At 50.0% G+C, this 15,115-nt stretch carries 15 protein-coding genes and 1 tRNA gene; 8 read left to right on the top strand and 8 right to left on the bottom strand.

Annotated features, from left to right (window positions below; translation table 11 throughout):
• Positions 1-54 precede the first annotated feature (54 nt).
• On the bottom strand, positions 55-1,017 hold the full coding sequence (locus OXI60_02180; protein MDE0308626.1) for an ABC transporter permease subunit: 963 nt from the start codon (positions 1,015-1,017) through the stop codon (positions 55-57).
• A 3-nt stretch (positions 1,018-1,020) separates the two neighbouring features.
• A complete protein-coding gene (locus tag OXI60_02175) occupies positions 1,021-2,115 on the bottom strand; it encodes a glycine betaine/L-proline ABC transporter ATP-binding protein (GenBank protein MDE0308625.1) in 1,095 nt (364 codons plus the stop codon).
• Positions 2,116-2,395: 280 nt separating this feature from the next.
• Here OXI60_02175 and OXI60_02170 point away from each other — a divergent pair, with 280 nt between their 5' ends.
• A complete protein-coding gene (locus tag OXI60_02170) occupies positions 2,396-2,977 on the top strand; it encodes a tetratricopeptide repeat protein (GenBank protein ID MDE0308624.1) in 582 nt (193 codons plus the stop codon).
• Positions 2,978-3,039: 62 nt separating this feature from the next.
• Here the strand turns inward: OXI60_02170 and OXI60_02165 are convergent, their stop codons facing one another.
• On the bottom strand, positions 3,040-3,708 hold the full coding sequence (locus OXI60_02165; GenBank protein ID MDE0308623.1) for a dienelactone hydrolase family protein: 669 nt from the start codon (positions 3,706-3,708) through the stop codon (positions 3,040-3,042).
• Between the two features lie 193 nt (positions 3,709-3,901).
• Between OXI60_02165 and OXI60_02160 the strand changes: the two genes are divergently transcribed.
• A complete protein-coding gene (locus OXI60_02160) occupies positions 3,902-4,195 on the top strand; it encodes a DUF1330 domain-containing protein (protein MDE0308622.1) in 294 nt (97 codons plus the stop codon).
• A gap of 126 nt (positions 4,196-4,321) precedes the next feature.
• Positions 4,322-5,434, top strand: a complete 1,113-nt coding sequence (locus OXI60_02155) for an efflux RND transporter periplasmic adaptor subunit (GenBank protein MDE0308621.1) — start codon at positions 4,322-4,324, stop codon at positions 5,432-5,434.
• 32 nt (positions 5,435-5,466) lie between these two features.
• Here OXI60_02155 and OXI60_02150 read toward each other — a convergent pair whose 3' ends face one another.
• Positions 5,467-5,886 carry a thioesterase family protein gene (locus OXI60_02150; protein ID MDE0308620.1) on the bottom strand — a complete coding sequence of 140 codons (420 nt, stop codon included), beginning with the start codon at positions 5,884-5,886 and terminating at the stop codon, positions 5,467-5,469.
• 25 nt (positions 5,887-5,911) lie between these two features.
• Positions 5,912-5,987: transfer RNA gene (locus tag OXI60_02145), tRNA-Ala, on the bottom strand.
• Between the two features lie 272 nt (positions 5,988-6,259).
• On the opposite strand from OXI60_02145, the gene OXI60_02140 reads away from it, so the two are divergent.
• On the top strand, positions 6,260-6,727 hold the full coding sequence (locus tag OXI60_02140) for a thioesterase family protein (GenBank protein MDE0308619.1): 468 nt from the start codon (positions 6,260-6,262) through the stop codon (positions 6,725-6,727).
• 71 nt (positions 6,728-6,798) lie between these two features.
• The gene (locus OXI60_02135) at positions 6,799-7,356 is read left to right on the top strand and encodes a helix-turn-helix domain-containing protein (protein MDE0308618.1); all 558 of its coding nucleotides are present in this window, start codon (positions 6,799-6,801) and stop codon (positions 7,354-7,356) included.
• 89 nt (positions 7,357-7,445) lie between these two features.
• Here OXI60_02135 and OXI60_02130 read toward each other — a convergent pair whose 3' ends face one another.
• The 3 genes from OXI60_02130 to OXI60_02120 all read right to left on the bottom strand — a co-directional run bounded on the left by OXI60_02130 (position 7,446) and on the right by OXI60_02120 (position 12,974).
• Complete coding sequence (locus OXI60_02130; protein MDE0308617.1) at positions 7,446-10,676, bottom strand: efflux RND transporter permease subunit; 3,231 nt, start codon at positions 10,674-10,676, stop codon at positions 7,446-7,448.
• A 204-nt stretch (positions 10,677-10,880) separates the two neighbouring features.
• Complete coding sequence (locus OXI60_02125; GenBank protein ID MDE0308616.1) at positions 10,881-11,855, bottom strand: M48 family metallopeptidase; 975 nt, start codon at positions 11,853-11,855, stop codon at positions 10,881-10,883.
• 63 nt (positions 11,856-11,918) lie between these two features.
• Complete coding sequence (locus tag OXI60_02120; protein MDE0308615.1) at positions 11,919-12,974, bottom strand: YjgN family protein; 1,056 nt, start codon at positions 12,972-12,974, stop codon at positions 11,919-11,921.
• A gap of 688 nt (positions 12,975-13,662) precedes the next feature.
• Between OXI60_02120 and OXI60_02115 the strand changes: the two genes are divergently transcribed.
• The 3 genes from OXI60_02115 to OXI60_02105 all read left to right on the top strand — a co-directional run bounded on the left by OXI60_02115 (position 13,663) and on the right by OXI60_02105 (position 15,053).
• Positions 13,663-13,986, top strand: a complete 324-nt coding sequence (locus OXI60_02115; protein MDE0308614.1) for a c-type cytochrome — start codon at positions 13,663-13,665, stop codon at positions 13,984-13,986.
• A 5-nt stretch (positions 13,987-13,991) separates the two neighbouring features.
• On the top strand, positions 13,992-14,339 hold the full coding sequence (locus OXI60_02110) for a c-type cytochrome (GenBank protein ID MDE0308613.1): 348 nt from the start codon (positions 13,992-13,994) through the stop codon (positions 14,337-14,339).
• Positions 14,340-14,612: 273 nt separating this feature from the next.
• On the top strand, positions 14,613-15,053 hold the full coding sequence (locus tag OXI60_02105) for a hypothetical protein (protein MDE0308612.1): 441 nt from the start codon (positions 14,613-14,615) through the stop codon (positions 15,051-15,053).
• The last annotated feature ends 62 nt before the right edge of the window (positions 15,054-15,115 follow it).

Below are 15,115 nucleotides of genomic sequence, written 5' to 3'. Positions count from 1 at the left end.
CGCCAGAATCGGGCTGTTGATGCGAAAATAATGCTCTAACGCGATTTCAGGGTTTTATTCAGATGGGATGTCTTTCGATTGAAATTTCCTGATGGCTCTCATCACGCAGCCAACCGGACCGCCATCCCACCAGTGTCGATGCCCCCGCTCGCGTCCTGATCGTCCGAGTCCTTGTGTAATACGGTCGAGCACGATGGCGAGTATCACAATACCGAATCCGCCGACAATTGCCTTCCCGGCGTCCAGACGTCCCATCGCGCGCAACACTTCATTTCCGAGTCCCTTGACTGCAATCAATGAAGCGATAACCACGACAGACAGCGCCATCATGATTGTCTGGTTCAATCCCGCCATGATTGATGGCGTTGCCAGAGGCAGTTCAATCTTGAATAGAATCTGCCTTGGCGAAGCGCCAAATGCACGGGCTGCTTCTACCACGCTTGCGTTGACCTGCCTGATTCCGAGGGATGTCAAGCGAATGATCGGGGGTAACGCAAATACGATCGTAACGATCACACCTGAAACATTCCCGATTCCGATCAGCATGACAACAGGAACGAGATAGACAAATGCCGGAATCGTCTGCATGGTATCCAGAACGGGGCGGATAGCCACTTCGAAACGATTACTCTTGCCCGCCAACAATCCCAAAGGCAGACCGAAGATCACGCACAGTGCCACAGATGTCGCAACAATCGCCAATGTTGTCATAGCCAGACTCCATGCATTGGGGTCGCTGACTCCGAGCAATATCAGGCACACAGACACGAATATGGCCATACGGGCCCCGGCAGCCTGCCAGGCAACCAGGAAAATGATGCCCAGCATAACGATCGGCGGAATAGCATGCATGATGGCTTCAATGGTGATAATCAGATCGTTCACAAACCATTTGATCGGCTGGAACATGTCCCTGTTGGCAGAAGCCCAAGTCTTGATACCATCAGCCCAATCGGCGATGCCCAGATCAATGCTGAGAAAGGGGTTCAGCACCTCAAATCCTTTTTCCTCAGCCATTTCTCAGTCTCCCGATACCGATGTGGAATCAACTTCAGTCTCATACAACCGACCCTGTATGCCGCGCAACAATGCCCGCTTCGTTACAACTCCGACGACCTGATTGTCTGAACGAATAATAATCGGGTGGTTCGTATCCACCGACAAGTTGACGAGTGTGTCAAGATTATCATCGGGTCTTGCCACTGGACACTCACCGAGCTCGACTTTGCCAGTGACAGATGCATATTCCTCCATGGGCTGCATCACCTTGCTGGCTGTGACCAGCTCGAGTTTCGATATGCCGGCGACAAAGTCCTTCACGTAATCATCAACAGGATTTGTGACTATTTCCTCGGGGGTGCCGACCTGAACCAGTGCACCGTCTTTCATAATGGCAATTCGATCACCAATTCGTATTGCCTCATCCAGGTCGTGCGTGATGAACAGTGTTGTCTTGCTCATCTTCCCTGCCAGTTCCATGAACTGATCCTGTAACTGCCGACGGATCAGTGGGTCAAGTGCCGAAAACGGCTCATCCATCAGCAATATGTGTGGGTTCGCTGCAATGGCCCGTGCCAGACCTACCCTTTGCTGCATACCGCCTGACAATTCGTCCGGGTAGCGATCTTCCCACCCGCTTAACTCGACCGTCGCGATCGCCTCCTGTGCGGTTTCGTAGCGCTCCTGCTTACCCACTCCGCGAACTTCCTGCGCGAACGCTACATTGTCACGCACCGTCCGGTGAGGCATCAGCGCCATATTTTGAAAGACCATGCCGATCTTGGTTGACCGAAGGGCCCTCAGATCAGTCTCATTCAGGGAGTTGATGTCCTGCCCCTCAATCAACACCTCTCCGTATGTCGGCTCGATCAACCGGTTGACGTGCCGAATCAATGTTGATTTGCCGGATCCCGACAGGCCCATAATGCAGAAAATCTCACCTTCTCCGACTGAGAAGCTCGCATCCTGCACCCCCACTACGGCATTGTACTGATCACGAATCTCATCTTTCGAAAGGCCGTGTTCAATGACTGCCTCGATAACCTTCTTGGTGCGATCACCGAAGATTTTCCATAGACCACGACACTCAATTACAGGTTTTCCACTTGTTTCCATAGATATTGAGTCAACTGAATTTAACCGTAAATTATAGTTACACATAGAATCAGCGCGTCGTAAATTCCCCACCACTTTCGAAGTCCCACCACAGTCCATCACTTTTTGAGAAGTGTTGATATCAACATTTTTTGTTCCTATGGCAGTCTTTGGCTGGTGCTTCGGAACGCTCATTTGGATACATGCACCTTCGAAATCCGCTAAAATCCATATCACTCATTATGGTGTTCGAGCAGGTATTCATGTTCGGCGACACCACTGGTCGAGCGAGCGACAATTGATGTTAAACAGAGTTTCAACCTGTCTCAAATCCACTTGGCTTCAGCTGACCATTTTGATGATCGGCTGTTTGTCCGTTCCCGTACATGCGGACCAGACCGATCCGAGACTGAACGACCTGTTCGAGCAGTTGCTGGTTGCGCCGGATCAGGCAGCCGGGGATGCAATCACCGATCAAATCTGGGCGATCTGGCGCGAATACCCTACCGATCAGGAAGTCGCCGATCTGATGTCGGAGGGAATTCAGGCGATGGCGACGGGTCGACTTCGGCAAGCGGAGAAAATATTTGATGGGGTCATCGAAAAAGCACCTGATTTCGCTGAAGGCTGGAACAAGCGTGCAACTATCCGTTACTTTCTTCGCCAATACGAAAAATCCGCTGAGGATGTACGTCAGACAATTTTGCTCGAACCTCGGCACTTCGGCGCAATGGCCGGCCTGGGTCTGATATTTCTCTCACTGAATTATCCCAAGAGCGCTATCGAAGCATTTGAGAAGGCACTCGAAGTCAATCCACATCTCAGCGGACCCAAAATGCAAGTCAGACGCTTGCGGGTTCAACTGGCGGACGATCCCGTCTAATTCCCATCGGGTTCAGTGGCTTTGGACTCGAAGGTCGTTCCTGTACCGACCGCGAGCGACGATTACAGTTCCGTACAGCGTTGTACGAGCCAATTTCCGATGTCGGCAATCTCATCTGCAGACACAGAATGTGGAATCGGATAATTCCTGGTTTCGACGTTGTAGCCCAATTGCTTGAGCTTGTCTCTGGACTGTTCCGCGATCGTCGGTGAAATAACCGGGTCGAAGTCACCATGCAGCGATAGGATTGGGACATCTGAATTGGCCGCATGTCGCTCGGACTCAACAGCATCAGCCAGCGGAAGATAAGTGGATATTGCCAAGACACCTGACAGTCTTGCAGGATACCGTATCGCAGTGAACAGCGCAATCGCACCACCTTGAGAAAATCCGGCAAGGACCACCTGATTCGCGTCCATTCCCTTTGAAAGTTCCTGCCCGATCATAGCCTGCACCTGTTCGCCTGAATGTCTGATCCCCTTTTCATCCTCCAGCCCTGCCCCGACAATCGGATTCAGAATGTCATACCAGGCCCGCATTTTCATACCCAAATTGATGGTCACTGACTGGATCGGAGCATGCGGAAAAATGAAACGCACGGGACAGGATTGCGGAATGTTCAGATGCGGGACGATCGGTTCAAAATCATGTCCATCCGCACCCAGTCCGTGGAGCCAGATGACCGACAGTATCGGAGGATTCTTGGGCTCGATAGTAACAGCGTCAAGCATGGGACTTCTTTGTGCGATCGGACAGACCTGTAGCAGTTGGACGTGACAGTCGTCGGCGACTGTCATTCAGGGCATAATATACACACAACCTGTCATGGTGCTTGCAGCACGATGCTGGTTGCAGAAAAATGCTGTAGCAACCACACGAAATTCAAAACGTGGGTGCAATCTAACTGACTCGGAGAATATAAACATGGCAGGATACGTTGTTGTGCAGGTCGATATTCACGACCCGGAGGGATTTGCTGTTTACGCAGCAATGGTGCCGCCGACATTGGAAAGCTATGGAGGTCGATATCTTGTCCGCGGCGGCGACTTTGAGACTGTTGAGGGTGAATGGAATCCCAAAAGGCTGGTTATCATTGAATTCGACAGTGTCGAACAGGCGAGGAAATGGTGGGCGTCAGATGAATATGCACCCGCCAAGAAACTCCGGGAACAAACTACGACTTCCAAATTGTTGATCGTGGATGGTTACAGCCAATGACGTTTCCGGCTAACGACATCCGAACAATTACAAAAATACATTTTCGATAATGAATAAAGGTATATTTGTTCACACATCGCAAGTCAATGCATATTGACAGAAGTTCAAGTCTTTCAGATCGATGATATGTATAAAAATCCCCACATGCGTAAAGCAAGTTTAGCTCTAGTCTCAATTGCATTCATTCTCGCACCTGGCTTGTCGAATTCCCAGAGTGCGGCAACACCCGTATCGGTTGACCAGGTCAAATCCGAATCCATAAGTGAGACAGTTTCCGTATTTGGCGAACTGGTCTCCAGGCAGTCTGGCCCGGTTCATGTAGCGATCAACGCACCGGTACTGTCCATAGCGGTCGATGTCGGTGATCGTGTCAGTGAGGGCGACCTGATCGCCACATTGGATGCGTCGTTGCTGGAGTTGCAGAAAGCGGGCGTGGAAGCGCGAATTGAGATGTCCACATGGGCATCCCGCAGAAAGCTTGCCGAACTAGAGCTCGCCCGACAGCAGGAGCACCGATTCCGCCAGTTGCGACACTCGGCCGCGACCACTGAAGCCCAATATGAAGATTCGGTTCTCAAGCTCAAGATTGCGGAACATGCACTCGGGGAGGCCAAGGCGGCGACCGGTCAGATCCAAAGAGAACTGGAGATTTCCAACTACAATCTCTCACTCACTGAAATTCAAGCGCCTTATTCGGGTGTCGTCGTCGAGCGAAACATAGATCTTGGCCAATATGTCCGGGTCGGTCAGCAGATTGTCAGGATTGTTGGCGACCACGATTTGGAAATTGAGGCTTACATTCCGTATCGATATATTGATTCTCTCAAAGTCGGTGACGTCTTGATGGCGGAATTCGATAATGGCACCAGATTCGAGGCGACTTTGCGTGCCTTTATTCCTGAGGAGCATGTCAGTACGCGAACCAGGGCGGTCCAGTTCACGTTTGACCAAAGTCAGTTTGACGACCTGCTGGCGGTCAATCAGAACGTAGTCATGTTTGTTCCGATATCCCGTGAGGATCAGGTGCTGACCATTCACAAGGACGCAATTGTCACTCAGCAAGGACAGCACGTAGTCTACATCGTAGAAAACGATTCGGTGACGCCTCGTCCAATCAGCATCGGCCGCGCCTCCGCAAACCGATTCGAGGTAACTTCAGGGTTGAGTCAAGGTGAGGTTGCAGTCGTACGCGGGAACGAGCGGCTGACTCCCGGTCAGAAAGTTACTATCGTAAACTGACAAAGCCGTCCAATGCAGAAACGACTGGTGTGCTACTGCATACGGGTGCGCTTTTCGGCAATTCGCAGACGGTGTTTCTCGACATTGACAATGAAACGCTCGTGATAGCCTCTGCCTACAATTTCAAGTGCATCGCAGACCTCGCACTTAAAACGAACCTTGCGTCCCGTGATCTCAATGATTTCTACCTTCACAGTCACCGATTGGTGGATGGGCGTCGCAGCCAGATGCTCGATATCAACCACAACTCCGACAGAATCCCATTGCGACGGCAGATGTTCATGCAGCAGGTCGCGGCAGGCATACTCCATGTCTGCGATCATTGATGGCGTCTCGTAGACCCGAAGATCGTCCCCCATGAACGTGATCACACGATCTTCACCGACTTCGATTTTCCGCTCAAACTTCAGACCGTTCTCAATACTATCGAATAGTTGCTGACCTGTTGCCATTGCGATTTTTGACTGCGAATCCAATTGGTGGAGCGGAGGAGGATCGAACTCCCGGCCTTAGCATTGCGAACGCTACGCTCTCCCAACTGAGCTACCGCCCCACATTTGCAGCAGTTAAGTATATAGGATAGACGCATGGCATTATTTCTTCTTTCCGCAAATGCAGTTCCGCATTGATTTCGAGTTCAAGATTGCCGACGTTTTTTGAATGCACAAGTTGCCACCTTGCCGATTCGGGAGCATAGATTGAAAATTCGAGAGAGTTCCGGGTGTTATAATTTTTCGAGCATAAAATATCGCCTGAAGCAATATTGATGTCTCATTTTTCGCACCGATTGATCGCCCTGCAAAGAATCCCGCCAAGAATTCGCAAATGAAGAGAAACGATGCGATCCAATCGTCCTGGAATGCCCTGCAGGAGATTTTCGAAGAATCCGTTCCATTTCACAAATCGCTAGGCATCAAGGTAATCAACCTCGGCATGCAAGAGCCGAAGCTATCCGTGGAGATGCAGGACAGATTTGTCGGTAACTTTGTCCGCGGCAACCTGCATGGTGGTGTAATTTCATGCCTGCTTGATGTGATCGGTGGAATCGTTGCATTTGTGGATGTCGTCAATCGACGCGATATTCAAACCACTGATGAGAAAATCGAGCAGTTTTCGAAAATGGGAACGATCGACATTCGCGTCGACTATCTTCGCCCAGGATTCGGTTCGAAGTTCATCGCCAGTGGATTTGTGCTTAGAACAGGCAACAAAGTTGCCGTTACTCGTATGGAACTGCACAATGACGAAGATGTGCTGATTGCAGTCGGGACCGGTGCCTACGTTGTCGGCTGAACATCGAGATAATCATACGCCGGGCTGACCAGCTGAATCCATAAATCGGGATAGGAATACCACCTTCATTCATGGAAAAGGATCAGGATCAGCGCATATCGTTCGACACCATAATTCCGGAACCGTCGGAACCGCTCATCGTCGCTGCTGCTGACACCGGTGAACAATTGGCTGCTGCGAGGGAACAAAAGGGGTTGAGCGTACAGAACATTGCTGAAGCCCTGAAACTGACCGAAGGCATCATCACCGCAGTCGAGAACCAAGATTATGACCAACTGTACGGTGCAGCGTACGCGACCGGTTATGTGAGATCGTATGCGAAACTTGTCGACTTGGACCCGGATGAGTTGATCGCGAATGACCCAAAACTGGGAATCAGCGAAATTCAAATCGACCGCTCTAATACAACCCTACCAACCCCATTGACCGCCAAACTGTCCAATATCCGGTGGGCTGCCATTTTTCTTCGATTGGCGATCGTCGCCTCAGCAATAGTCGTCTCGTTTGCTATCTGGAAGAACTGGGATTTGATCAACAACCTTTGGGAGCCACTTGTCGTGGAGCAAAGCAGTACTGAAGAATCGGTACCGACGCCGCAGTCAGAATCAAGACCAGATGACGAGTCTTAGCCGAACACCGCGATCGCATCTTTAGCTTGTCACTCCTTGAAGCGAATTGGCGTTGCCAAAAATTTCCGATTTGCCAGTCGAAGAAGGTTTTATCTATTGGTGGCAATGTCAGATTCCTGCCCTGCAAACACGCCTAATCGATTCTTTTTCGCCTTGCGACGAGTCTCCAGCGGAACAACCAAGATTGCCGCAAGCGGTGGAACCATGAATAGGGTCAGAATCGCTGACAGCGACAAACCCCCGACAACGACAGAACCCAGCCCGCGATAAAGCTCTGATCCTGCGCCCGGAAATAACACCAGGGGCAGCATGCCGAATATGCTGGTCAATGTGGACATGAATATCGGTCGAATTCGGTACTGTGTCGCCGTCATGATCACACTGGAAGGATCCATGTCGTAGTATCTCAGAAAGTAGATGGTTTGGTGGACTAGCAGAATCGCGTTGTTCACCACAATTCCGATCAGGATGACGAACCCCAGCAGTGTCAGCATGTCGAGCGGCTGATGGACGAAAAGATTCAGCACGGCAAGACCCGCTACACCGCCAGCGGCCGCGACCGGCACTGCAAGCAGGATGATCAGCGGATAGATAAAGCTCTCGAAAAGGATCGCCATCACCAGATAGACAATAATCAGCGCAATCACCAATTGCCAGACCATCGCATTCCACGTCGTATTCAGTGAATCTGCAGTTCCCGAAATTCTGAATCGAACGCTTTGCGGCACCCCTTCTTCTTTCATGGGTTCAATAACCTGGGAGCTAATTCGCTGTATTGCTTCTTCCATCGTCAAATTCGGTGCAGGACGTATTTCAAGTGTGATTGTGCGCAACCGTTCGCGATGCCTGATTGCGGTGGGTCCCGCGGTGATGTCAACATCGGCCAGCGAACTGACCGGAATGATCCTGCCTTGAGGGGTGACGACCGGAATATTTTCAATATTTTGCGTTTTTTCCAGCGAATCGGTCATTCCTCGCAAGGTGATATCCATGACGTTTCCGCCGTACATGGTCTCGTCCACCCTCAAGCCATCATTGAACGCATCGATCGCAAGACTGAGTTCCAGGGCTGACAGGCCGTTATCGGCCAGCCGAAGACGATCTGGAACAATTCGAACCTCTGGCACCCCGAGTTCCAATCCTGGATTCGGCCGGAACTGGTGCCCCTCGGACCGAGGCATGACGGAAAGAATTCGACCAGCCGCCTTACCTGCCGTAATCAGAATCTCTTCCAGTGTCGCACCCGATATATCCAGATCAATTTTTCTTCCCCCTCCGATGCCGCGTCCAAAAACTGAAGGCTGGCTCATAAATCCAAAGGTACCGGGCTCCTTGAAAACCGGAATCTGCATGATTGGAATCAATTCCGATACCCGTTCAGGGTCATTGGAAATCGCACCTACGAACATGTTTGACCGGGTCGAGACAAAGAAGAATCGTTCTATTTTTGGCGGTGCGTCAGCTTGTGACTCTTCATCGGAATCCGTTACCCAGTGCGGACGAATGGCGTCTTCGATATTCCCAGCAATCTCAGTCATGGTCTTCAGGTTGTAACCGGGGGGCGGTACAATCAGGCCAAATATCAGATTGTTGTTTCCTTCCGGCAAGTATTCCAGATTGGGGAGAAAATTCACAACAAACAGGAAAGCGCCCAAAGTCACTGCCGAAACCCATGCAAATGCTATTGAGCGGCGCCGGATGAGCCTCGAGGTAGACCATAGTATCAACCTGACTACCGAACCGGCAAGTAAGTCCAGGCCGGGAATCCTGCGACGCGAGATCGTGCCAGACTGGACATTCGGGAATTTGAGCAGTTTGTTGGCCGTCGCCGGAATGACCGTTACGGACACCATCAGAGACAGAATGACGGCGACAGATATGGCAACAGCAATGTCTCTGAACAGTTGCCCTATTTCCAGTTGTGAAACCAAAACCGGAATGAATACCATCACCGTTGTAACTGCTGAAACCAGTACCGCGCCCCAAACCTGCCTAGCTCCCTCGACAGCGGCCTCTTTAGAAGACTTCCCCTCTTCACGCAACCGATAGATGTTTTCGAGAATCACGATCGCCGCGTCAACCACCATTCCGACCGCGAATGCCAGTCCAGCCAGAGAAACGACGTTTATGGAGCGCCCTAATGCAGCCATCGCAACAAATGCACCGATAATCGAGACAGGTATCGCAATCGAAACGGCTAGTGTCGCGCGCACAGATCTGAGAAACAGCAGCATTACAAGCGCAGCGAGGAACCCTCCAACCCAGATATTCTGCTGAACCAGACTTATGGACGAATTGATATAAACAGTCTCATCATAAACCTGACGCAGAGCCAATCCACTGCCTGGCATCACCGTTTGATCCAACTCGTCAATCGCCTGCCGGATGTATTCCATTGTTTCGATCACGTTCGCCCCGACCTCTCGGGTCGCATTGAAGGGAATCGCCGGCTCACCCAATACCCGAATGACCGCCGTCGGGTCCTTGTAAGCCAAACTGACGTCGGCAATGTCACCCAGCTGAATTCGCCCTGATGGCTCAATCGGGTTACTCGCGTTGGAACGAATGACCAGACTGCGAATCGACTCTATCGTTTTCAGTTCACCATCGGAACGAACAATGTATCGACGTTTCCCCTCGTCAATATCTCCGACCGAGAGCGAAACATTGGCACTGCGAAGAGAGCTCAGAAGTTCTCCGACGGTGAGTTTCAATCTGGCGAGCCTCTCCGGCTGAACCGTAATCTGAAATTCCGGATCACTGCCACCGAATACGGAGACTTCGCCCACACCGGGTATACGCTCGATTCGCTCTTTTATGAAGTCCTCGACAAATTGGCCGTATTCGTGAATCGGGCGGTCATTACCCGGTTCGCGGACAACGGTGAACCAGGCAATGGCATTGTCCTCGCTACCAGCGGTACTCAACTGCGGAGACGCAGCCTCATCGGGATATGATGTAACTCGGTCGAGCCGATTGGACACCAACAGCAACGCCTTGTCCATGTCTGCTGTGACTTCGAACTCCATGGTGATTCGTGCGCGGCCTGACTGGGCGTTCCCTGTTATGCTACTGAGATTCTCAAGCCCGGCCAGTTCTGTTTCCTGGGGGTTGAGAATTTCCCTCTCGACTTCGGCCGGCGCAGCGCCCGGCCAATAGGTTGTGACGGTTATGACCGGCCTGTTGACATCCGGCGCGAGCTGGATCGGGATAGTCTGCAAGGCGACGATGCCAAAGAGAATCACCATCAGTACAAAAGCAATAACGGCGATCGGACGATCGACAGCCCGAGATATCAAATTACCGCCTGTCTGTGTCATTTTCTCGAGGTGAATGGGAGTAAGAAATCTGATGGGACGAAATCAGTACTGCCAGATCCATTGATCTTGACAGGCTACGGTCATTCCAGTCTCATTGAATTTGACTTGGACTGAATCAAGATCACTGTTGCCGAGCAGTTCAAATATTGTATCTGACGACGATTGCACTCAACTGAAATCCACACCAGTGACCGCATCCGTTGGCTATTGATTCTGGATTGCCTCCTGGAGATAGGCAATTCGATCTGCATCTGAAGGATGGGTAGAAAGCCAACTGAGGCGGTCCGGGTCACATCCTGTGTCCGAACCTCCGCTTGACCCGGCACAGAAATAGGCTGACATCTTCCTGAACACATCGATCAGTTTGCTTGGATCCCGTCCAGCGGCCGACAGGTATTGGACTGCCAGGATGTCCGCTTCCTGCTCGTGATTTCGTCTGCTTTCCAACGTAAGCACGCTCGCCGCAATGGTAGCCATCTCCTCAATGACTCCTTCATCAGCACCAAAAAGCAAAATGGCCAAAAACGAGGCTCCGATCACGTCAACTATGGACTGAAGTGAGTGTCGCTGTTTGATGTGAGCCAGTTCATGCGCGATAACAGCCATTACCTCTTCGGAGTCCGACAGCAACTCAACCAGTTCGTCTGTGACTACAATCGGACCACCTGGAAAAGCCAGTGCGTTGGGGCCAATTAACTCGGATCGATGAAAGTAAAGTTCAGGCAGGTTACCGAGTGCGGCAGCGTTCGCCAACTGACGTGTATTTTCACGAATCCGTGTTTGATATTCAGTTGACAATCGACTATCAGTAAACGCCAGGAACCTTATGTCCTCGTATGTCCTTTGACCGACTTTCTGCTCCCATTCGACAGGAAAGACTCGGACTGCAATCGACTCGAGCGAGTTGAGAGCCAGCCGATATGCAACTACTGCGGAAATCAGCAACAAGATCAGTACTGCCAAACGAGATAAACTGAACTTCTCGAGCCAGGATATCTTTCTCTCCAAAGAAGTCTGGAAACGCTGAACAAACTCAGTCGGAAGTTTCTCGTTCGATCGAAAGTAACCGCCGCCTACGAAGTTGACATCATGACTTCCCTGGATGGTATCGATGGCCATATCATCCCTATGGTCTCCGTTCTCAAACTCGATGTGAATACCACCGTCTGGTATAGACACGATTGCGGGATGACGCCTGGAGGATCGAGGCTCAAAGTATTCGCCTTCGATTCTCATAGTCGACTAAAGGGAAAAGTCCAAGCCTTCAAGTTCTGCGAACTCCTCGCCGAACGAATTCATCCTGTCCTGTTCCTGATCAATGAACTCGTCTGCATCTCGTGCAAATGCATAAACTGTATTGTCGCAAAGGTAACTGTAAATTCGAATTTGGGCCCACGGAATCATCAGACCGAGCGATAACACGCTTACGAGAAAGTTTGTCAGCTGGATCCATACCATCCTGGAGGGTTTCAGGGTGGAATGAAATTTGACCGCATCACCCAGTTCCAATGAGCGCAGCACAATGTTGCGACACATCGTTCGATACCAGATATAAGCTGAAACCAGTATGGTCGGAGTAAGAACCGCCAAAGATAACGAGAGGACGTCGATATTTACCGCAGGGAAACCTGCAAGAAAATAGATTATTGCGATCCCTGCAATTCCCGGTACAAACACATACACCAAAACAGACAAAACCGCCATGACAAAAGGTCTTAAATCCATGCTTTCCTCAAATTCAGTCTCTCCAAAAGAATATCGTCGAGCATAGTATTGGTAAATCCATCTTGATATATGTGGAATCATCAGTCCAAGACTGACTATCGCCAGGAGAATCGAAGGCCACGTCACCGCAAAAGTTCGCCAGTACGTCCCACTCCAGTTGAAGCGGACATTCCGCCATGATGTAACCCTTGCATTGAACCTCATGGAACGGTTCAGCACCCAAGGCACAGCCAGGACAATCAACACCGTAATCACAAAACTCGCTGCCAGCATGTATTGGGAGAGCACCGATAAGGATACAAGCAAGACAAATGCGGCCAGTCGTCCCTTGAACAACTGCATCCCGGTTGCGTGATAATTTAGTGAAGTTCCATCGATCAGAGTGCTGTTCAGGAAATACCTCTTACGTCTCACTTTGGCCCAGGCGCTGTAGATTCCCAAAGTGGCAATCGACAAAAGCAAGTTGGTAATGAAAATCCCCCAGTATTCGCGCGCAGTGCCAGTGAATTCGATGGGGCGGAATTCCAAGTCGCTCAAATTCTCGGTTTCGGGCGAAGAAGATAGAATTTGCACTGACTGTTCTCTCGGATTCGGATTCGAAAGATTTTCGTTTGACTCACTCAATTCGAACTCTTAGCAAATAGATTGAATCGGGAATTATCCCAAACATGATCAAATTACGGGTGTTAGCGCGTTCAGGCAGCTTTGCATAAAAGTCGAACCAGATGCTGTGTACCGACCGGAAGAAGCCCAAATGGCTAACGATCGTGGTACCTGACCGGAATATATCCAGTTGATATCCCATTCAGTGTCCTCTGCGAGCATATCATCACCCGAAATGGCTACAAGTATTTTATCAATGTGACGCAAACGCCTGGTATTAGATTGTGGCATTTCGCCGGGCCGGATTTTACCCATCCGGAGCGTATATGCTTGAGTATTGTTGCACCACTTTCGGTCGATTGATACGGGCAGTCGGGTATTTTGTGGTGAAGTGACGTGCGGCACGGGCAGATATCGCTTCCGGTTCATTCTCTACTGAAGTTTCGGTCAAAGACTGTACCCTTGCAAGCGACTAATCGGCAGGGCTTGAAATTCTCGAATCGTGGTGTTCGACCTTCTGATGCCGCTGTTGAAAATTTATTTGCCGACTTGGGCGGTTGTATTGCGCGATGTCAAATTGAGTTTATCGCTATAATTCCCACTTTCGCAAATTGAGTTAGATTTGTTGTGAGCTAATTGTTTGGGAGTTCAACTTGTGATGAGATTGTCTATACGGATTGTGTTGGGTTTAGCCTGTCTTGCGGCTGCCGTGACAGTGCAAGCCGATGGTGATGCCACAGCCGGTCGGGAAAAGTCCTTTACCTGCACAGGCTGCCATTCTTCGCCTGGATACCGAAATGCCTATCCGGGCTATACGGTGCCGAAACTTGGTGGGCAAAAAGCCGACTACCTGACCGTCGCCCTGAAAGCTTATCGTGATGGAGACCGAAAACACGAAACAATGCATGCGCAAATTGTTCAGATGACCGACAGTGATATCGATGACATCGCCACCTATTTCTCGCAACTGGTAAAAGAGTGAATGCAATGAGACAGGCCATCAAAAGTTTCCAGCTTATTGCCATAATCGCAACGTTGGCGATTGCTATGGTTCCCGCTTCCGTCTGGGCAGGAGACCCCAAGGCCGGCGAAGAGAAAGCCGCACTGTGTCTGACGTGTCATGGAAAAGGAGATTCCGTGCAAGGTGTGGGAACCCCCATCATCTCAGGACAATATGAAGATTATCTGATTCAGGCAATAAAGAGTTATAGGTCGGGTGCCCGGAATAATCCAGTAATGATCGGGTTTTCGACCAGTCTGAGTGACAAGGATATTGAAGACTTGGCGGCATTCTACGCCAATATGGAGTCCCGACTCTTCACTCCGACTGAGTAAGTTCGGCCAGGTCAGCGTATCCGACTGCGGGCCAGTCGAAGCGATTTGACACTCTCAGTCGTGAGTTCCAGCGAGCTAGCCGTACCTGTAAATCCGACTGACATCGGAGCGCAAGACCACCCTCTCTTCGGGCTCCACTCTGTTTCTCATATTCCAATGGTCGAAGGTTCGAATCCTTCCGAGCCCACCAGTGAAATGAATTCGAACCGTTGTCGAAAATTTTTCTCCAGGCAACGGTTCGGTTAAATCAAGTGCATTGAATGGGGTTTTTGAATGGTTTACTTTACTCATATTAAACCAAGTTTAAGCCGTGTAGGTACTTTAACGGTCAAATTAACTGAATATTCGATTCAAACCATTGAAGGAATAATTATTTGCCAAATCCTTATTGCAATTGGTACGGCGACAGATAGTGAAATTATTGGAATGACAGGGAAATTTCTATTGGTATTGTTATTCACTAGTATTTTTGTTCGTGCACACAAAGCAATAAATTATTTTCACTATGAAGTCATCAAGAAGCGATTATTCAACAATTCGATTGATAATTTCTCATATTTTATTCTTTACTTGATAGCCTTTGCTACTTGGCCTTACACGGCAAAGGCGTTTGGCTTTCTTGTAGAATTTTCAGAAGCAATAGGAATACATATCGGTTTTTTTATTGACGAGGTTGCAGGCACACATCCCTTTGAAGCAGAGATTTCACCTTAGATGGGGTTGTCACTTCCGACGACAAACTTTACAAAAGTTCCGATGAATACTTTACAAAAGTT

Source organism: Acidiferrobacterales bacterium, from assembly GCA_028820695.1.
In the GTDB taxonomy this organism is placed as follows: domain Bacteria; phylum Pseudomonadota; class Gammaproteobacteria; order Arenicellales; family JAJDZL01; genus JAJDZL01.
This window is presented reverse-complemented; position numbering and strand designations above follow the sequence as displayed.